The 19,116-nt window shown below is 59.7% G+C and carries 15 protein-coding genes and 1 pseudogene; 7 read left to right on the top strand and 9 right to left on the bottom strand.

The annotated features are described in order from the left end of the window. Positions 1 to 58 precede the first annotated feature (58 nt). The 7 genes from V5B59_RS12925 to V5B59_RS12955 all read right to left on the bottom strand — a co-directional run bounded on the left by V5B59_RS12925 (position 59) and on the right by V5B59_RS12955 (position 8,432). Positions 59 to 1,225, bottom strand: coding sequence for a CaiB/BaiF CoA transferase family protein (locus V5B59_RS12925; protein ID WP_169072113.1), 1,167 nt, complete (start codon positions 1,223 to 1,225; stop codon positions 59 to 61). 29 nt (positions 1,226 to 1,254) lie between these two features. After that, positions 1,255 to 2,070, bottom strand: coding sequence for an ABC transporter ATP-binding protein (locus V5B59_RS12930; protein ID WP_169072112.1), 816 nt, complete (start codon positions 2,068 to 2,070; stop codon positions 1,255 to 1,257). A gap of 46 nt (positions 2,071 to 2,116) precedes the next feature. Then, entirely contained in the window at positions 2,117 to 3,454 is a 1,338-nt protein-coding gene (locus tag V5B59_RS12935) for an ABC transporter substrate-binding protein (RefSeq protein WP_169072111.1), read from the bottom strand. Between the two features lie 81 nt (positions 3,455 to 3,535). Further along, positions 3,536 to 4,612, bottom strand: a complete 1,077-nt coding sequence (locus V5B59_RS12940; RefSeq protein WP_169072110.1) for a branched-chain amino acid ABC transporter permease — start codon at positions 4,610 to 4,612, stop codon at positions 3,536 to 3,538. Positions 4,613 to 4,749: 137 nt separating this feature from the next. After that, positions 4,750 to 5,679, bottom strand: a complete 930-nt coding sequence (locus tag V5B59_RS12945; protein WP_169072109.1) for a branched-chain amino acid ABC transporter permease — start codon at positions 5,677 to 5,679, stop codon at positions 4,750 to 4,752. A gap of 12 nt (positions 5,680 to 5,691) precedes the next feature. After that, positions 5,692 to 6,474: an ABC transporter ATP-binding protein gene (locus tag V5B59_RS12950; protein ID WP_332351952.1), complete on the bottom strand. Its 783-nt coding sequence runs from the start codon at positions 6,472 to 6,474 to the stop codon at positions 5,692 to 5,694. Beyond that, entirely contained in the window at positions 6,471 to 8,432 is a 1,962-nt protein-coding gene (locus V5B59_RS12955; RefSeq protein WP_169072108.1) for an AMP-dependent synthetase/ligase, read from the bottom strand. The genes V5B59_RS12950 and V5B59_RS12955 overlap by 4 nt, the downstream gene beginning before the upstream one ends. 476 nt (positions 8,433 to 8,908) lie before the next feature. Between V5B59_RS12955 and V5B59_RS12960 the strand changes: the two genes are divergently transcribed. The 7 genes and pseudogenes from V5B59_RS12960 (at position 8,909) to V5B59_RS12990 (ending at position 16,865) form a co-directional block, all read left to right on the top strand. Continuing rightward, a complete protein-coding gene (locus V5B59_RS12960) occupies positions 8,909 to 9,229 on the top strand; it encodes a DUF485 domain-containing protein (RefSeq protein ID WP_211203543.1) in 321 nt (106 codons plus the stop codon). Then, positions 9,226 to 10,890: a cation acetate symporter gene (locus V5B59_RS12965; RefSeq protein ID WP_332351953.1), complete on the top strand. Its 1,665-nt coding sequence runs from the start codon at positions 9,226 to 9,228 to the stop codon at positions 10,888 to 10,890. The genes V5B59_RS12960 and V5B59_RS12965 overlap by 4 nt, the downstream gene beginning before the upstream one ends. Before the next feature lie 160 nt (positions 10,891 to 11,050). Next, positions 11,051 to 12,421 (top strand): carbonic anhydrase, encoded by a 1,371-nt coding sequence (locus tag V5B59_RS12970; protein WP_248595106.1) that lies wholly within the window; start codon positions 11,051 to 11,053, stop codon positions 12,419 to 12,421. Positions 12,422 to 12,721: 300 nt separating this feature from the next. Further along, positions 12,722 to 14,356, top strand: coding sequence for a peptide chain release factor 3 (locus V5B59_RS12975; protein WP_169072106.1), 1,635 nt, complete (start codon positions 12,722 to 12,724; stop codon positions 14,354 to 14,356). After that, positions 14,337 to 14,504: pseudogene (locus V5B59_RS12980) on the top strand (DUF480 domain-containing protein); the annotation flags it as partial. The gene V5B59_RS12975 and the pseudogene V5B59_RS12980, both read left to right, overlap by 20 nt. A gap of 129 nt (positions 14,505 to 14,633) precedes the next feature. After that, complete coding sequence (locus tag V5B59_RS12985; protein WP_332351692.1) at positions 14,634 to 16,250, top strand: IS1634 family transposase; 1,617 nt, start codon at positions 14,634 to 14,636, stop codon at positions 16,248 to 16,250. 57 nt (positions 16,251 to 16,307) lie between these two features. Next, a complete protein-coding gene (locus tag V5B59_RS12990; protein ID WP_372703592.1) occupies positions 16,308 to 16,865 on the top strand; it encodes a YceH family protein in 558 nt (185 codons plus the stop codon). A 7-nt stretch (positions 16,866 to 16,872) separates the two neighbouring features. On the opposite strand, the gene V5B59_RS12995 is transcribed toward V5B59_RS12990, so the two are convergent. After that, entirely contained in the window at positions 16,873 to 17,433 is a 561-nt protein-coding gene (locus V5B59_RS12995) for an NUDIX domain-containing protein (RefSeq protein WP_169070154.1), read from the bottom strand. Between the two features lie 199 nt (positions 17,434 to 17,632). Beyond that, a complete protein-coding gene (gene nuoN / locus V5B59_RS13000; RefSeq protein WP_034918150.1) occupies positions 17,633 to 19,105 on the bottom strand; it encodes an NADH-quinone oxidoreductase subunit NuoN in 1,473 nt (490 codons plus the stop codon). Between the last annotated feature and the right edge of the window lie 11 nt (positions 19,106 to 19,116).

Below are 19,116 nucleotides of genomic sequence, written 5' to 3' on the forward strand. Positions count from 1 at the left end.
ATTCGTGGGTCGCTGACGCGACTTTCACATTAACGGTCATGTTACGCCGACGGCTGCTTCAGATGATCGAAGCCTGCTGCAGTCCGCGGATTTCATCCGTACTGAAGCCTGACTCGCGCAGCACCTCTGCAGAGTGCTCGCCCGGCGACGGTGCAGCGCGTTCGACGGCGAAGACCCAGTCGGAGAGTTTCAGCGGTGGTGCGAACTGGGTCACTCCGTCCGCCTGCACGGCCATGCCGCGGGCGACGAACTGCGGGTGTGCCAGGGCCTCGGCAACGCTGAGTACTGGCGTCACGCAGCAATCGACGCGGGCAAAAAAATCCCGCCATTCCGACTGATTACGGCTGGCAAAGAGTTCTTCGAGTTCACGACGCAGCGCTGCCGCCGCCGTACCGCGCAGCCCATGCCTCGTCTTCCATTCGGGACGTGCCAGGGCATCACAGAAGAGATCCCAGAACTTTTTTTCGAGCGGTGCGACCGCCATGTAGCGCCCGTCTGCGGTGGCATAGACCCCATAACCGGCGTCACCACCGCTCAACAGATCGGCACCGCGCTGCGGCACCAACCCCTCCGCCTGCAGAGCGAAAAACGGGAAGAGGTTGTGCGCCAGCACCGCTTCACTCATCGCCACATCAACCAGGCGTCCCCGCCCGCTACGCTGTGCATCAAACAGCGCGGCGAGGATGCCCATCACCGCAGTCATCGCTCCGCCCAGCAGATCAGCGACCTGGAGATTGGGAATCGCCGGCTGACCGCCATCCACACCGATCTGATCGAGGACGCCGGCAAAACCGATGTAGTTGAGGTCGTGGCCGGCAGCCATCGCCAGCGGCCCGGTCTGGCCGTAACCGGTGATCGCGCAATACACGATCTTCGGATTGACCTCAGATAGCGCCTGATAGCCAATCCCGAGCTTGTCGCTGACCCCCGGTCGAAAGCTCTCGACAACAATGTCGGCCGCGCTCACCAGGCGCAGAAATACCGCACGCCCTTGTGGATGCTTGAGATCGAGGCGCAGGCCACGCTTGTTGCGATTGACACTGCGGTAGAAGATACTGATGCCGTCCGGACCATCGCCGAGGATGCGCGCGTAGTCACCGGCACCGTGATCCTCGATCTTGATCACGTCGGCGCCCAGGTCTGCCAGGTGCAAGGTGGCGACCGGACCGGGCAACAGGCGCGTCAGGTCGAGAACGCGCACACCGCTTAACGGTCCGCCACTCATGTGTCGTCCTCGCAAGGTTCCACAGTGACTCATGACAGCCAGCGCTTGCGGCGGCGATAATGCTTCACATCGCGAAAGCTCTTGCGCCCGACCGATGACAGCCCCAGGTAGAACTCCTTGACGTCTTCATTGGCCGCCAGATCGCTGGCAATCCCCTCCATCACCACCCTGCCATTTTCCAGGATATAACCGAAGTCGGCGTAGCGCAAAGCCATATTGGTGTTCTGCTCCGCAAGCAGGAAAGTCACGCCTTCCTTCTGGTTCAGATCCTTGACGATGGCAAATACCTCGTCGACGATCTGTGGCGCCAGCCCCATCGACGGCTCGTCGAGCAACAGCATGCGCGGATTGGCCATCAACGCCCGCCCGATCGCGCACATCTGTTGCTCACCGCCCGAGGTATAGGCGGCCTGGCTGCTGCGGCGCGTCTTGAGGCGAGGAAAATACGCGTAGACCTTGTCGAGCGTCTCGGCAATCGCCGCTTTGCCATCGCTGCGCGTGTAGGCACCGGTCAGCAGGTTTTCCTCGATGCTCAGGTGAGCAAAGCAGTGTCGTCCTTCCATCACCTGGATCACCCCGCGCCTGACCAGTTGTGCCGGGGTCAGTGCTTCGATGCGTTCGCCGCGCAAGTCGATCGTGCCTTTGGTCACTTCGCCGCGCTCACCGTGCAGCAGATTGCTCACCGCGCGCAGGGTCGTCGTCTTGCCGGCGCCGTTGCCACCAAGCAGTGCCACGATCTTCCCCTCGGGGACACTGAATGAGACGCCCTTGAGAACGAGGATCACGTGGTTGTAGATCACCTCGATGCTATTGACTCGGAGAAGGATGTCGTTGGTATCGCTCATGGCGTCTCTTCGTTGTTGGGGCTCGCCGTAGCGATTCCGCCGAAATCTATAACTTGCATTCGTCGGGCGTACGCGGCTTCAGTTTCTTTTCTTCGGCGTACTTGCCCGAGGCCAGCATCACCATCGGACGCAGAACCTTCTCATCGGCCTGGTACCAGTCGGAACTGAATTCCCACTTGCTGCCATTCCAGGTATGAACGCGCACCCACGACGATCCCATGTGATCGAGACAGGAAGTCTGCACCGGCCGCATCACGCCTGCAAAACCCATGCCGTCAAGGGTCTTCTGGTCGAGGTTGAGGTTTTCCAGACCCCAGCGGACCTGCTCGCCGCTCATCACCTTGCCCTTTCCGTAACGTTCCTGGGCCTTGCGCACCCCTTCAACGCCGAGCATCGCCGACAACAGGCCACGCATATAGAGCACCTGCCCGACCTCGTTTTTCGGCCCGGTGCCCTGCCCCTTGGCATATACCAGATCAAGCATGTCCTTGACGACCTTCGAATTGGGCTCGGCGCCATGCTGCAGCGTCAGCGCGCTATAGCCCTTGGCACCTTCAGCGACATCCTTGACGTCGGGCTCGGCCCCCGCCCACCAGATGCCCATCATCTTGTCACGCGGATAACCGGTGGCCTGCGCTTCGCGCAACGCGGTCGAGTTCATCACCCCCCAACCCCAGAGCAGCACGTAGTCCGGTTTTTGCTGCCGGATCTGCAACCAGGTGGCCTTCTGTTCGACACCGGGGTGTGCCACGGGCAGCAACTGCACCTCGAAACCATAGGTTTTGCCCAGTTCCTGCAGGACCGGGATCGGCTCCTTGCCGTATGGGCTGTCGTGGTAGACCAGCGCGATCTTCTTGCCCTTCAGCTTGGCGACACCTCCTTCCTTCTTGGCGATATGCTGGATGGCCACCTCGGCGCCGACCCAGTAAGTTCCCAGCAAGGGGAAGTTCCAGGTAAACACGGCCCCGTTCTGTGATTCGCTGCGGCCGTAGCCAGCGGTAATCAGCGGAATCTTGTCGGCCGGGGCTTTCTCGGTCAAGGCAAAGGTGACCCCGGTCGACAGCGGCTGGAATACCGTTGCGCCGCCGTTCTTGCCCTTCAAACGCTCATAGCATTCAACGCCGCGGTCAGTGGCGTAAGCCGTTTCACATTCCTCGAAGCTGATCTTGACTCCATTGATCCCACCCCTGGCATTCACCAGCTTCAGGTAGTCAACGTAACCATTGGCCCATTGACTGCCGTTGGCGGCATAAGCGCCGGTGCGGTAGACCAGGACCGGGAAAAACTGCTCCTTGACTTGCGCCAGGGCCGGCGGTGCGGTCAGCAGCGACGACAAAACGACGGCGGTTGCCGAAACCGTCAGTGCAAGCTTGCCTAGTTTCATCAGTGTCTCCTCTTGTTGTCATTGCATTGATGCGCCTGTAAGAACTCTCAAAACGCAGCGGAATTCACCCGCTGCCTATCCTCAGTGCGGAAAAGGCCAGAGCCGAAGTTTTTCCTTGCCGGTAGACCACAGGCGAGCGATGCCATGCGGTTCCTTGATCAGGAAGAAAATGATCAGTCCACCAAAGACGATCAACTCGGCATGCGACACCCCGGCAGTGGAAATGCGGATTCCGAACAGTCCGCCGAAAGCCGGCAGGAACTGATTCAGGGCGATCGGCAGAATGACAATGAAGGCTGCCCCGAAGAAACTCCCCATGATCGTACCCAGGCCGCCGATGATGACCATGAACAGCAACTGGAAGGAACGATCGACCGAGAAAGCTGCCGGTTCCCACGAAGCCAGATGGATGAAACCCCACAGGGCGCCGGCCGTGCCGACGAAAAAGGAACTGACGGCAAAAGCCGAGAGCTTGGCAAACAGCGGTCGGATGCCGATTACCTCGGCGGCGACGTCCATATCGCGAATCGCCATCCACTGCCGGCCGACGGCGCAGCGCGTCATGTTTTTCGCCAGAAGCGCGAAAACCGTCAGGAATGCCAGGCAGAACAGATACTTGTTGACCGGGGTGTCAATCTGCCAACCCATGATCTGAAGGTTGGAGACCGAAACGGAGCCTGAAGACGCATTGTCGGTAAACCAGGGAACGCGCAGAAAGACCCAGTCGGTGAAGAACTGTGCCGCCAGGGTGGCGACCGCGAGATAGAGTCCGCGTACCCGCAGGCTCGGGATACCAAAAAATATGCCCACGACGGCAGCGGTGACGCCTCCCATGAGCAAGGAAAACAGCAACGGCAGGCCTGCGATGCGTATATGAAAATTGTAGGCCGCGTAAGCTCCTACCGCCATGAAGGCCCCGGCACCGAGCGTGATCTGCCCGCAGAAACCGACCAGGATGTTGACCCCGAGCGCGGCCAGCGACAGGATCAGGAAGGGAATCAGGATCGCGCGAAACAGGTATTCGTCGACCAGCAGCGGCACCCCGATGAAGGCCACCACCAGGAGACCGAGAATCGCCCAACGGTCCTGCGCGATCGGAAAAATCTGCTGATCGGCGGCGTAGGAAGTCTTGAACTGACCATTTTCTCTGTACAGCATCTGTCTGATCTCCGATGAATGTGAAAGTCGCGTATGCGACTCACGAATCTCTCCTCCCCCCTCGCGGGGGAGGGGTCGGGGGAGAGGGAAACGGTCATGACTTTCATGATCTGGGGTGCCTGGAACAGTCATGACCGTTAGACGCGGTCGATGATCTTTTCGCCGAACAAGCCTTGCGGCCTGAACAGCAGGAAGAGCAAAGCGAGTTGGTAGGCAAACCAGATTTCGATGCCGCCACCAATCATCGGTCCGAGATAGACTTCCGAGACCTTCTCGCCGACTCCGATGATCAGCCCGCCGATGATCGCGCCGGGGATCGAGGTGAGACCGCCGAGAATCACTACCGGCAGACCACGCAGCGCCACCGTCGCCAGCGAAAACTGTACGCCCAGCTTGGAACCCCAGATCACCCCGGCGACCAGCGCCACCAGGCCGGCCACGCACCAGACGATCACCCAGATGCGATTGAGCGGGATGCCGATCGACTGGGCCGCCTGATGGTCGTCAGCGACCGCCCGCAAGGCCCGCCCGGTGGCGGTTTTCTGGAAATACAGCGCCAGCAGGCCGACCAGCAGCGCCGCGATCAAGGCTGCCACAAAATCTTCCTTGTTGATCAGCAGGCCGCCTTCAAAGGTCCCTTCAAGGATCATCACCGGTTCCTTGGGCATACCGACGTCGATCTTGTAGACGTCGGTACCGAAGACGCTTGTGCCGACGCCTTCCAGGACGTAGGCAATGCCCAGGGTCGCCATCAGCAAGGTCGCGCCCTCCTGATTCACCAGGTGACGCAGGACCAGACGCTCGATCAGCCAGGCGACGGCGAACATCAGTGCGCCGGCCAGGAAAAAGGCGATCGCATTCGCCAGCCATGCGCTGTCGATGCCCAGACTTTCCGGAATCCACGCCGAAAAACGTGCCATCGCCAGGGCCGCGAACAGCACCATGGCTCCCTGCGCGAAGTTGAACACCCCCGATGCCTTGAAGATCAGCACAAAGCCCAGTGCGACCAGCGAATACAGCATGCCGGTCATCAGTCCACCTATCAGTGTTTCGAGAAAGAAACCCATCCGATGCTCTCCTCAGTGACTGGCGCCAAGGTAGGCGCGGATGACTTCCGGGTTGGCTCTGACCGCGTCGGGGTCCCCATCGCCGATCTTCCTGCCGTAATCGAGAACCACCACCCGGTCGGAAATGTCCATGACCACCGCCATGTCGTGCTCGATGAGCACGATCGTCGTCCCGAATTGATCATTGACGTCGAGGATGAAGCGACACATGTCCTGCTTCTCTTCGACGTTCATTCCGGCCATCGGCTCGTCCAGCAGGAGAATGCTCGGCTCCATGGCCAGCGCCCGGCCAAGGTCGACGCGCTTTTGCAGACCGTAGGGCAGGCGGCCAACCGGCGTCTTGCGAATATGCTGAATCTCGAGGAAGTCGATCACTTCCTCAACCCTGGCACGGTGCAGAAGTTCCTCGCGCCGCGCCGCGCCCCACCAGAACGCCTGCTGGATCAGATTGCTGCGGATCTTGAGATTGCGCCCGGTCATCAGGTTGTCGATCACATTCATGCCCTTGAACAGGGCGATGTTCTGAAAGGTGCGTGAGATACCTGCCCTGGCCGCCTTGTAGGGGTTCATGCGGCTGAAGTGCTGGCCACGCAGGATGATCTCTCCCTCCTGGGGGCGATAGACACCGTTGATCACATTGAGCATCGAACTCTTGCCGGCACCATTCGGGCCGATGATCGCGCGGATTTCGTGTTCGCGGACGTCGAAGGAAATATCGGTCAGCGCCTTGACCCCACCGAAGGAAAGAGAGACATTTTTCAGGTCGAGGATGACCTCACCGCTCTGCCGACTCATCCGCTGGCCCTCCCGGAAATTGCGAAGGTCTTCAGATCCCGGATGACGAGATCGGCAGCCACCTTGCCTTGCCTTCCGTCCTCGAACTTCACTGCAGTTTCGATGAATTGCCGGTTTCTGCCGCTGTACAGCGCATCGATCAGTACCGCATATTTCTCGGCGACGAAGTTACGACGTACCTTGCGCGTGCGCGTCAGTTCGTCATCATCGGGATCGAGTTCCTTGTGCAGGATCAGGAAACGATGGATCTGCGAATCGGCCAAGGCCCCCTCGCCCACCAGTTCGCCATTGACCTGTTCGATACATTCCTGAATCAGTCCATAGACTTCGGGCTTGGCCGCCAGATCGGTATAGCCAGAATAAGCGATGCCACGCCGCTCCGCCCAGTTGCCGACGGCACCGATGTCGATGTTGATGAACGCGCAGACCCTCTCGCGGCGATCACCGAAGACTACGGCTTCCTTGATGTGCGGGAAGAATTTCAGCTTGTTTTCGATGTAATTCGGCGCATACATCGCGCCATTGGCCAGCTTGCCGACGTCCTTGGCGCGATCGATGATCTTGAGATGGCCGTCGTCGTCGAAGATTCCCGCGTCGCCGGTCATGAAATAGCCCTCGGCGTTGATCGCCTCGGCGGTCGCCTCGGGGCGCTTGTAGTACTCCTTGAGCAGCATTGGACCCTTGACCAGGATCTCGCCGTTGTCGGCAATCTTCACCTCGACGCCTGGCGCCGGCTTGCCGACGCTGTCGAACTTGATCTGGCCATCAGGCTGCAGGCAGACGTAGGCGCAGGTTTCGGTCTGGCCATAGAGCTGCTTCAGATTGATGCCGATCGATCGATAGAAACGGAACAGGTCGGGGCCGATCGCCGCTCCGGCGGTATATGCGACGCGGATGCGACTCATGCCGAGCACGTTCTTCAGCGGCCCGAAAACGCAGACCTTGCCCAAGGCATAGAGCAGACGGTCGGCGAGCGAGACCTTCCGTCCGTCGAGAATCTCGGCACCGCTACGCCGGGCTACCGCCATGAAGAAGTGAAACATTTTCTGCTTGATGACGCTTGCGTCCTCCATGCGGATCATCACCTGCGTCAGCAGGTTTTCGAAGACGCGCGGTGGCGCAAAGTAATAGGTCGGTCCGATCTCGCGCAGGTCGGTCATCACCGTCTCGGCGGACTCCGGGCAGTTGATCGTGAAGCCGGCGACCATTGCCTGGGCAAAGGAAAAGAGATGGTCGCCGACCCAGGCCATCGGCAGATACGAGAGGATGTCCTCATCTGCAGTCAGACGATCGAAATCCGCCCCTCCTTGCGCCGCGCTGATGAAGGAGTGATGGGTCAGACGCACCCCCTTGGGCTTGCCGGTCGTCCCCGAGGTATACAGCATGACACTCACGTCATCGGTGGAGCCTGCAGCGACCTCGGTGCTCAGCAGATCCGGGTGATTGCGGTTGTGAATCCGCCCCATTGCCATCAACTCACGGATGTCGTGGATAAACGACTGCGTATAGTGGCGCATGCCGCGCGGATCGTCATAAAGGACATGCTCGAGTTGCGGCAGTTGATCCTGGATCTCGAGCAACTTGTCGACCTGCTCCTGATCCTCGACGAAGACAAAACGGATTTCCGCATCGAGCAGGACAAACAGCATTTCGCTGGCGACCGCGTCCTGGTAAAGCGGCAGGGGTACACCGCCAAGACACTGCACGGCAGTCATCATCATGTACATGCGCGGCCGGTTTTCGCCGACGATGGCCAGATTCTCGCCACGTCGAAAACCCATTTCCGCAAGACCGCAGGCCAGCGCGCAAACCTCCTCGGCGACATCGCTCCAGGTCCAGCACTGCCAGATCCCCAGATCCTTCTCGCGCATCGCCGGTTTGCTGCCACGCATTTGCGCATGCTGAATCAGCAAGCGCGGAAAGGTATCCAGCGCTTGCGAAGAAGCCATTTTCGGCATCTCGTCTCCTCCGGTGCATTGCACGTCAGAATGCTGACGGCCAGCCCTTGTCTTTATGCTGCCGATTCTAGTCCCTTTTCGCCGATAGTCATTGTGCAGTGCCGCATCACCCCCCGGCTTAATGTGAAAGTCGCGTATGCGACTCACGAATCTCCCCTCCCCCTCGCGGGGGAGGGGTCGGGGGAGAGGGAAACGGTCATGACTTTCATGATCGGGGGTGCCTGGAAAAGTCATGACCGTTAGCCGCATTTCGTGCCAGCGTGTGTATCCAGGCCTTGCACAGGCTTCCGTGAGACGGCTGCCTGTCCGTTCATTCGGCCGTCTTCGGTAAAAGACGTCAAGACTTCCAGACCAGCGGAATTGAACAAGCCATTGATATGGGTTAGTATTCCGCGCGGCGAGGGGAAGGACTGTTCAATACCTGGTCAATGCGCTGCAGAATAAACCGCTTCAACAAAACAAAATTGGAGGAAGACATGAGTAGTGTTATGTACGAACGAATGCGGGTCAATCCCAAATTCCAGAAACTGGTTAGCGAGCGGGGGCGCTTCGCATGGACCCTGTCGGCCATTGTGCTGATCCTTTTCTACGGATTCTTCATGCTGGTCGCCTTCAACCCGGGGCTGCTGGGTCAGAAGATTGCCGAGGGATCGATGTGGCCAATCGGCTATACCGTCGAGCTTTGCCTGTTCATCTTTTTCTGGCTGCTGACCTTCGTGTATGTTCGCCGCGCCAACGGCGAGTTTGATGATCTGACTTCCGAAATGATCAAGGAAGCCCAGAAGGAGAAGCTATGATGCAGCGACTGACCACGGCACTTGCCCTGCTCGTCCTTTCTGGCCTGGCTGCTGCCGGCCCGGCGATGGACGCAGCCGGCGCCAAACAGGCGACCAACTGGCACGCGATCATCATGTTCCTGATCTTCGTCGCGATGACCATGGGGATCACCTATTGGGCGGCCGGCCGCACCAAGTCCACTGCCGACTTCTATACCGCCGGTGGCGGCATCACCGGTTTCCAGAACGGACTGGCGATCGCCGGCGACTATATGTCGGCGGCAACGCTGCTCGGTCTCACGGCGATGACCTACACCCAGGGTTACGACGGCTACATCTACATGCTGGCGTTCTTCGCCGGCTGGCCGATCATCCTCTTCCTGATGGCCGAACGGCTGCGCAACCTGGGCCGCTTCACCTTTGCCGACATCACCTCGTATCGGCTCGACCAGGGCAAGGTGCGCACCATGGCCGCGCTCTCTTCGCTGGTCGTGGTGGTCTTCTACCTGATCGCCCAGATGGTCGGTGCCGGCCAGTTGATCAAGCTGCTCTTCGGCCTCGACTACAACATCGCGATCTTCGTCGTCGGCATCCTGATGATGGTCTACGTCACCCTCGGCGGTATGGTGGCGACGACCTGGGTACAGATCATCAAGGCCTGCATGCTGCTCTTCGGTGGCACGCTGACGCTGATCCTGGCCTACAGCCAGTTCGGCTTTTCACTGACGGAACTGCTGCAGAAGGCCGAAGCGGTCCACAAGCTCGGACCCAAGCTGATGGCACCGGGAAGCCTGCTCGCCGATCCGATTACCGCCATCTCGCTCGGTCTCGGCCTGATGTTCGGCACTGCCGGCCTGCCGCACATCCTGATGCGCTTCTTCACCGTCGGCAACGCCAAGGAAGCCCGGAAATCGGTGCTCTACGCTTCCGGCTTCGTCGGTTTCTTCTTCAACGTCATCTTCCTGATGGGTCTGTGTGCGGTCCTCATCGTCGGTCAGAATCCAGAGTTCTTCGAGGGCGGAACCGTCGGTGGCAAGCTGATCGGCGGCGGCAACATGGTCGCCATGCACCTGGCCAAGGCCGTCGGCGGCAACATGCTGCTCGGCTTCCTGGCGGCGGTGGCTTTTGCGACCATCCTGGCGGTCGTTTCCGGTCTGGCGCTCGCCGGGGCATCGGCCATTTCGCATGACATCTATGCGCGCGTGATCCGCAAGGGACAGGCGACCGAGAAGGAAGAGATTCGCGTGTCGCGTTTCGCGACCATCGGTCTCGGCATGCTGGCCATCGTTCTCGGCATCCTGTTCGAGAAGATGAACATCGCCTTCATGGTCGGTCTGGCCTTCGGCGTCGCGGCGGCGGCCAACTTCCCGGTACTGATCCTGTCGATGTACTGGAAAGGCCTGACGACTCGCGGCGCGCTGTGGGGCGGTTACGGCGGCGTCATTTCCGCGGTGCTGTTCGTCCTCTTCTCGAAGTCGGTGTGGGTTGACGTGCTGGGCAACAAGGCTGCCTTGTTCCCCTACACACAGCCGGCACTGTTCGCGATGCCGATCGCCTTCATCTTTGCCTACATCTTCTCCAAGAGCGACACCGGTCCCCGCTCCAAGCTGGAGAAAGAGGCATTCGAAGACCAGTACGTGCGCGCACAGACGGGTTTCGGCGCTTCCGGCGCCAGCCACTAAGCAGTCTGTATTGCAGAAAACCCTGGCGGAGCAGGAACCCGCCAGGGTTTTTTATTTGTACGCAAGCGACTCCTGCCGCCAGTCGATCATCCCGCCTCAAGTTTCGCGACGATATTCCGTGAACCAGAGGATGAGCAGAACGAACGACGGGAGTCCCTTCATGCATCCAGACCTCAGAATTCTTGCCACCTGTTGCGTGGCCATCATGCCGGCGATTGCGTCGGCAGCCTGGCAAGTGATTTCCGCCGAACCGGGCAAACGCGTCGAGGTCGACCGCAGCAGTATCCGAAAGGAGGAGAACGGGAAGACCGTTGCACTGGGGCGCATCATTCTCGAAAAGCCGATCATCGATCCCAAGACCTCTTCGTCGTACCGGATCGTACAGGCCCTCAGCCGCTACGACTGTACCTTGCGTAGCTACAGCACGCTGAAGCGCAGCTATTTCAAAGAGGAAGGAGAGCTGCTGCGGGAAGAAGACGTCAAGGTACAGGTCGAAATGCCGATACGTTCAGGAATGCTCGACGACAAGCTGCTGCGGGAAGTCTGCCGACCGAAACCGGGTCCTGACACCGCCCTGGCAGCCAGCCGCACCGCCGACAAGGTCAACGAAGCGAGCGGTGAACTGCGCAAAGCCAACGAGGCGCTGGTTCAGAAGGAAGTCCGGCGCGCCAACCTGCAAACCCTGGCGGCCGAGAAAGCCGTGCCCGAGGCCAAACCGGCAACTCTGACCCGACTGCCTATGCGCGCCGTCAGCGCGGCGCCGGTGGTGCTGGCCACTGCTGCGCCAGAGCACCAGCGCATTGTGAGAGCGCGGCCTGCTGCCAGCGACGAGCCCCCCCATACCCCCTCACATGCGCATGTCCACTGGGCTTACGAGGGTGAGGGCGGCCCCGAAAACTGGGGCAAGCTGAAGCCAGAATATGTCACCTGCGATACCGGCAAGCGGCAATCCCCGATCGATATTCGTGACGGTTTCCGGGTCGATCTCGAAGCGATTGAATTCAGCTATCGGCAGTCAGCTTTTCGCGTCGTCGACAACGGCCACACCATCCAGGTCGAGGTGGACGGCAGCAGCATCCGCCTGCTCGGCAAGACCTACGATCTGATCCAGTTCCACTTTCACCGCCCCTCCGAGGAGCGCGTCAACGGCAGATCCTTCGACATGGTGGCACACCTGGTGCACAAGTCGGTGGACGGCAGGATCGCCGTCCTCGCTGTGCTGCTCGAGAAAGGCATGGAAAATCCAGTGGTCCAGACGGTGTGGAACAATCTGCCGCTGGAGAAGAACGAATACGTGACTCCGCCCGGGTTGGCTATCGACGTCGCGCAGTTGCTACCTGAGGACCGTAGCTACTATACCTACATGGGTTCGTTGACCACGCCACCGTGCTCCGAAGGCGTGCTCTGGCTGGTCCTCAAGCAGCCGCAACAGATCTCGCCCGAGCAGTTCGCGCTTTTCACCCGCCTGTACCGGCACAACGCCCGGCCAGTGCAGGCAGGCTTCGGCCGGATGATCAAGGAGTCGCGTTGAAGCTGGCGTCTTGCCGTCGTGTTACCATCCCTGGCTGCCCACACGTTCAAGGTTCAAGGATCCAGGGAGACTGACGCATGCACACGGGAATCGATTCGATGAAGGACGCCAACGTGATGTCCAGTCCGCCGTCGAGCACATTGCCGGCTTGACCCGCTCTTTCGATTGACGACGGGAGTGGAGAGTTGGAGAGTTCCAGCCGGCTCCGAGTCTTGCTATAGTCTACATTTTTACCGCCAACGGGTCCGTTCTTGCTTCCCCACCGGCGGCTTTTGTTTTATTGCCGCCGAAAGCTTCCTGATGAGTACCACCCTGAGCGAATCCCGGAATGAAAGTCGGTTCCCTCCCGAGATCCTGCGCGACGTCGCCAAACGCCGCACTTTTGCCATCATCTCACACCCCGACGCGGGCAAGACGACACTGACCGAGAAGCTGCTGCTGTTCGGCGGCGCCATTCAGCTCGCCGGCACCGTCAAGGGCCGCAAGAGTGCTCGCCATGCCACCTCGGACTGGATGGAGGTCGAGAAGCAGCGTGGCATTTCAGTGACCAGTTCGGTGATGCAGTTCGAGTATCAGCAGCACACCATCAATCTGCTCGACACGCCTGGCCACGAGGATTTTTCCGAAGACACCTACCGTGTCCTGACCGCGGTCGATGCGGCGGTGATGGTCATCGACGCCGCCAAGGGTGTCGAAGCACAAACCATCAAGCTGCTCAACGTCTGCCGCATGCGCAGCACGCCGATCATCACTTTCGTCAACAAGTTCGACCGCGAGGTGCGCGAACCCTTCGACCTGCTCGAGGAAATCGAAGCGGTGCTCGGCATCGAATGCGCACCAATCACCTGGCCGATCGGCATGGGCAAGACCTTTCGCGGCGTCTATCACCTGTTGAACGACCGTCTGCTGCACTTTGCCGCTGGCGAGGAACGCCGTAGTGAATCGGAGCGACTCGAAGGTCTCGACAACCCGCTACTTGACGCACAGTTTCCGGCCGAGGTGGGCAAGCTGCGCGAGGACATCGATCTGATTCAGAGCGCCAGCAGCCCATTCGATCTGGTCGGTTTTCTCGCTGGGCGACAGTCACCGATATTTTTCGGTTCGGCAATCAACAACTTCGGGGTACAGGAAATCCTGCAGGCGCTGCTTGACTGGGCACCACCGCCACAGGAACGCGACGGCGGCAAGCGTCTGGTAAAACCGGGAGAGGCGACTTTCAGCGGCTTTGTTTTCAAGATTCAGGCCAATATGGACCCCAAGCACCGCGACCGGATCGCTTTCTTCCGCGTCTGCTCCGGCCGCTACACACCTGGGATGAAGGTCAAACACATTCGCCTCGATCGCGAGATGAAGCTGGCCAATGTGCTGACTTTCATGGCCAATGAGCGGCTGCTGATGGAAGACGCTGTTGCCGGCGACATCATTGGCATCCACAACCACGGCAACCTGCATATCGGTGATTGCCTGAGCGAAGGCGAAACCTTGAGCTTCAAGGGGATTCCCTATTTCTCGCCGGAACTCTTCCGCGCAGCACGGCTGCGCGACCCACTGAAAAGCAAGCAGTTGCTGAAGGGCCTGCAGGAACTTGGTGAAGAGGGAGCGATCCAGGTCTTCGAGAACCTCGCCAGCGGCGCGCTATTGCTGGGCGCCGTCGGCAACCTGCAATTCGAGGTCGTCGCGCAGCGGCTTCAAACCGAGTACAAGGTCGACGCCATTTTCGAATCGGCCGACATTTACACGGCGCGCTGGCTGACTTTTCCCGATGACGCAACAAGACGCAATTTCGAGCGCGAACAGCTTCACCGCATGGCCAGGGATGTCGATGGCAATCCGGTCTATCTCGCGAGCACTCGCTACAATCTCGAGGTGACGAGCGAGAAATGGGCGCGTGTGGGCTTCCACTCCTCGCGCGAGCATGGGCAGTTGTTCGCCTGAGTCCACCGAAGCATCAACCGAAACGAGACGACCATTGTCCGAATCCCTGAAATTCCTGAATTTTCTCGAGGCCCGCATCCTCGGCGTACTGATCGAAAAGGAAAAGACGACGCCTGACAGCTATCCGCTGACGCTGAACAGTCTGACGGACCTTCCCGGAGCCCTTGAGGTAAGTCGTTGATTCATGGCAAGAAACCAGAAAATCGGCAAAAATGTAGGCATGTAAATATAATAATAGCTATTTACAAACAATGTGCTATTGGCTATTATTGTCGGCATGTACATCGCCCGCGTCCCCAACCGAAAGTCCAGGCCGGCCATCCTGCTTCGCGAGTCCTATCGCGAGGGAGGCAAAGTCTGCACACGAACCATCGCCAATCTGACGAACTGGGCACCGGAACGAATCGTCGCCATGGAACGTCTGGTGAAGGGCGAATTCGACGACTGGTCGGGAGAGATGACCAGCGGCGAGATTTTTGGGGTGCTGTTTGCCCTCAAGCAGTTGGCCGACCAGGTGGGCCTCACGCGGGTGCTGGGCAGCGCTGCGGAAAGCAAGCTCAACCTGTTCCTGATTCTCGCGCGTATCGCGCATGGTGGCTCGCGGTTGTCGGCGGTACGCTGGGCGAAACAGCACACGGTGGCCGATGTGTTGGCGGTGGAGGCGTTCGATGAGGACGACCTCTATGCCGCGCTGGACTGGCTGGCGAGCCAGCAGGAACGCATCGAGCGGGAGCTTTACCAGGCCTATGTCAAGGCGCAGGGCCAACCGCCCGTGCTGGTGCTTTACGACGTCACTTCGAGCTACTTTGAAGGGGAATGCAACGAGCTGGGGCAATATGGTTACAACCGCGACGGCAAGCGCGGCAAGCCGCAAATCGTCATCGGTTTGTTGACCGCGGAGGACGGGGAGCCTCTGGCCGTGCGGGTCTTCGAAGGGAATACCGCGGACCCGACGACGGTGGCCAGCCAGATCACGATCCTGAAGGAACAATTCGGCATTGCCGAGGTGGTGATGGTCGGCGATCGGGGAATGATCAAGGCCAAGGGGAAAGCCGCGCTGTCGGTACAGGGCTTCCGTTATATCACGGCGTTGACGGACGCGCAGATACGCACCTTCCTCAAGGAGGGGGTGCTGCAGACGGATCTCTTCGATGCGCATCTGTGCGAGGTGGAGCACAACGATAAACGCCTGATCGTGCGCCGCAACGAGACTGTGCGGGTGCGCGAGGAGCGTCGGCGGGAGGACAAGCTGGCGCAGTTGCAAGCGAAGGTCGCCGAACGTAATGCCTTCGTCAAGGACTCCAAGCGCGCCAGCGCGGCAGCAGGCCTGGCCGCCTTGCAGCGCTGGACCAAGAGCCACAAGCTCAGCGCGTTTGTCACCCTGACGCTGAAAGAACGCGTCATTGTCTGTACCATCGACGAGGAGGCCAAAGAGCAAGACGCTCTGCTCGACGGCTGCTATCTGCTGGAAACCAATGTGCCGCTCACCTTGATGGACGCGAAGACGGTCGATGCGCGTTATCGCGATCTGCAAAAAGTCGAGCGCAACTTCCGCACCGTGAAAACCACCTTTCTGGAAATTCGCCCGATCTTCCTGCGCAAGGCCGAGCGGACCAAGGCGCATGTCTTCGTGGCGATGCTGGCCTTAAAAATCACGCGGCGGTTTGAAGCGGCTCTGCGGCAGACCTTCGGCAGCACCGAAGACGACCCCGCCGCCATCACCCCGGACGACGCCCTGGTGGCCCTCGGACGATTGACCTATCTCTACACCACCGACCGCAACGGTCAGCGTCACACGCATCTGCCACGCCCGGACGATCAACAGGCCAAAATCCTCAGCGCCATCGGTCTGTCCTTCCCGCTCAAGGCCAAAGCCGACAAGCTCGCCGCGTAGGCAGGCGCCGCTTTTGCGGCATCGGCTATTTTTTTAACAAAAACCGATAGTTACAGCATAACTGCGCTTGCTGGCTGGGGGAAGATCCGTCTGACCCTGGGCTGCAACCAGAAATCCGCCCGCGAGCCAGTGATCAGCGCCCCGGAAAGCGAGGTGCAGGCGGCTCTCGAAGAACTGCGCGGCCGCGTTCTGGTGCTCGAAACCTATGGCGCATCGGGTCGTGTCCTGCGTTATGCACAGAATTTCGGCAAGGTGTACGGCGTGCCGCCAGCGAGCGTGGCGCTGCTCGCGATGCTGGCGCTGCGTGGCCCGCAGACGGTCAGCGAGTTGCGCGCCAACAGCGAGCGACTGTACCGCTTCGACGATAGTTCCTCGGTCGAGGCTTACCTGGAGGAACTGGCTGAGCGCAGCAGCGGCGCTCTGGTCATCCGGCTGCCCAAGCAGGCCGGTTCCCGCGAACATCGCTGGGCACACCTGCTCTGCGGCGCAGTCGCCCTGCCGTCTGAAGAGCCAACTCGTGAGACAAGCGGCGAGCGGAGAGAACTCGAAGAACGGGTGACTCGCCTGGAGGTGCAGGTTGCCGAACTGCAGGCTGCTCTCAAGGATCTCCTCTAACGACAAATCACCAGCCGCCTACGAGTGCCTTTTCCGCCCAAAACAGCCCGGTGATGGTCTTGGCGTCAGTGATGGCGCCGCTGCGCACCGCTGCCAGCGCTTCATCCAGCGGCAGGCTGAGTAGATCCATGAACTCGCCACTATCGAGGGTCTGGTCCGCTTCACGCTGCAGACCGCGGGCAAGAAAAATCTCGATTCGCTCATCCGAATAGCCGACGCAGGGGTGCATCACACCGAGGTAGCGCCATTTTGCCGCGCGATAGCCGGTCTCTTCGAGCAACTCACGACTAGCGGTAGTGAGAATGTCTTCGCCAGGATCAATTTTGCCAGCCGGCAGTTCAAGGAAAGAACGGCTGAGGGGATAGCGATACTGGCGTACGAAGAGGAGTTCGCCATCATCGAGTTCGGCGATGATCGCCACTGCCCCCTGGTGTCGCACGTATTCCCGCAAACACTCCCTGCCGTCCGGCAGTAAAACCCGGTCACGACGCAGATCGAGCAACTTGCCGTGGAAGATCTGTGTGCTCTCGAGTGGCTCCTCGTAGAGGTGTGGATATTCTTCTTCCATTGCTTTCCTTCCGTAAATGCCAACGGTCATGACTCATGGAACCACTTCGATGGAGAGAAGTCATGACCGTTTCCCTCACCCCCGGCTCCTCTCCCGCATCCGGACAAGGGGAGGTTCTTGAGTCGCGGACGCGACTTTCATGGTAATGAAAACGCCCCGGCTGGCGGGGCGTTCCGGTCAACGAGGCAGTATGATACCGTTAGAGCGAGCGCAACAGGGCAAAAGCGCAAAGCGACATCAGCGCCTGCGGAAAGATCCCGAGCAGGGCAACCGCCAGGCCATTGGCCGACATCAGCACCTTCACGTCGAGTGGCGCTGCGATCGGGGTGGGGTTGGTCGGCTGATCAAAGTACATGATTTTGACGACGCGCAGGTAGTAGAAACAACCAATCAGCGAGAAGAAGATCGCAACGATGGCCAGCCACAGGTAGCCCGCAGCAACCACCGCCTGCAGCACCGAGAACTTGGCAAAAAAGCCGACGAAGAACGGTACGCCCGCCATCGAGAACATCATCATCATCATCATTGCTGCAAACCATGGGCTACGCTTGTTGAGACCCTTGAAGTCGTCGATCTCATCCGATTCGAAACCGGCACGCGCCAACAACAGGATCATGCCGAAGGTCCCGGCACTGGTCAGCACATAGGTGATGACATAAAACATCGACGAACTGTAGGCATTGAGTGCAAAACGCGCGTCGCCGCCAACCACGCCGGTGACCATCCCGAGCAGCATGAAACCCATGTGTGAGATTGCCGAATAGGCCAGCATCCGCTTCAGGTTGGTCTGCGCGATGGCGGCAATGTTGCCTATGCCCATTGACAGCACCGAAAGCAGAATCAGCATCGTCTGCCAGTCCTGGGAGAGGACGATCAGCCCGTTGACCAGCAGGCGAATGACCATCGCAAATGCCGCCAGTTTTGGTGCGGTGGCAATGAACAAGGTGACCGCTGTCGGTGCGCCATGATACACGTCCGGAATCCACATGTGAAAGGGCACCACGCCCAGCTTGAAGGCAATGCCAGAGACCAGGAAGACCACACCGAATACCAGGATCGTCCCGTCTGCCTGTCCGCTGTACAGGCGCTCGGCGACGGCCGTGATTTCCAGGGTACCGGTCGCGCCGTAGATCATCGACATGCCGTACAGGAGGAGACCGGAAGCCAGCGCGCCCAGGACAAAATACTTCATCGCCGCCTCGGTGGCCGGAATCGAGTCACGATTCATGGCCACCATCGCGTACAGGGAGAGCGACAGCAATTCCAGACCGATATAGACGGTGACAAAATGGTTTGCCGAAATCATCACCATCATGCCCAGCGTGGCAAAAAGCGCCAGGGCGTAATACTCGCCCTTGGCCATCTGCTCGCGCTCGAGGATATAGCCTCGGGAATAGAACAGCACCACCATCACCGTCAGATACAGCAACAGCTTCAACAGGTCGGCCATCAGATCACCGACGTACATATTGCTGAAGGTGTAGCTGATTTCACCCGAACTCGTCGAAAAGGTGATCACCGCCGCACCGATCAGGGTCAACTGGGTGGCGACGAAAGTCGCCGTGCGCTTCCTGTCCTTGGCCAGAAGATCGAACAGGAGGATCAGGCAAGCCATCAGCAAGATGAAGATCTCCGCAGTTGCAATGCGAAGGTCCGGCGTCAGGAACTGCATTTCGGCAAGAG

It is taken from the genome of Candidatus Accumulibacter contiguus, assembly GCF_036625285.1.
Taxonomy (GTDB): domain Bacteria; phylum Pseudomonadota; class Gammaproteobacteria; order Burkholderiales; family Rhodocyclaceae; genus Accumulibacter; species Accumulibacter contiguus.

What these genes read in the sequence shown, in the direction of transcription:
- V5B59_RS12925 (WP_169072113.1), bottom strand. Translation starts at nt 1,225, where the DNA reads ATGAGTGGCGGACCGTTAAGCGGTGTGCGCGTTCTCGACCTGACGCGC.
- V5B59_RS12930 (WP_169072112.1), bottom strand. Translation starts at nt 2,070, where the DNA reads ATGAGCGATACCAACGACATCCTTCTCCGAGTCAATAGCATCGAGGTG.
- V5B59_RS12935 (WP_169072111.1), bottom strand. Translation starts at nt 3,454, where the DNA reads ATGAAACTAGGCAAGCTTGCACTGACGGTTTCGGCAACCGCCGTCGTT.
- V5B59_RS12940 (WP_169072110.1), bottom strand. Translation starts at nt 4,612, where the DNA reads ATGCTGTACAGAGAAAATGGTCAGTTCAAGACTTCCTACGCCGCCGAT.
- V5B59_RS12945 (WP_169072109.1), bottom strand. Translation starts at nt 5,679, where the DNA reads ATGGGTTTCTTTCTCGAAACACTGATAGGTGGACTGATGACCGGCATG.
- V5B59_RS12950 (WP_332351952.1), bottom strand. Translation starts at nt 6,474, where the DNA reads ATGAGTCGGCAGAGCGGTGAGGTCATCCTCGACCTGAAAAATGTCTCT.
- V5B59_RS12955 (WP_169072108.1), bottom strand. Translation starts at nt 8,432, where the DNA reads ATGCCGAAAATGGCTTCTTCGCAAGCGCTGGATACCTTTCCGCGCTTG.
- V5B59_RS12960 (WP_211203543.1), top strand. Translation starts at nt 8,909, where the DNA reads ATGAGTAGTGTTATGTACGAACGAATGCGGGTCAATCCCAAATTCCAG.
- V5B59_RS12965 (WP_332351953.1), top strand. Translation starts at nt 9,226, where the DNA reads ATGATGCAGCGACTGACCACGGCACTTGCCCTGCTCGTCCTTTCTGGC.
- V5B59_RS12970 (WP_248595106.1), top strand. Translation starts at nt 11,051, where the DNA reads ATGCATCCAGACCTCAGAATTCTTGCCACCTGTTGCGTGGCCATCATG.
- V5B59_RS12975 (WP_169072106.1), top strand. Translation starts at nt 12,722, where the DNA reads ATGAGTACCACCCTGAGCGAATCCCGGAATGAAAGTCGGTTCCCTCCC.
- V5B59_RS12985 (WP_332351692.1), top strand. Translation starts at nt 14,634, where the DNA reads ATGTACATCGCCCGCGTCCCCAACCGAAAGTCCAGGCCGGCCATCCTG.
- V5B59_RS12995 (WP_169070154.1), bottom strand. Translation starts at nt 17,433, where the DNA reads ATGGAAGAAGAATATCCACACCTCTACGAGGAGCCACTCGAGAGCACA.
- nuoN (WP_034918150.1), bottom strand. Translation starts at nt 19,105, where the DNA reads ATGCAGTTCCTGACGCCGGACCTTCGCATTGCAACTGCGGAGATCTTC.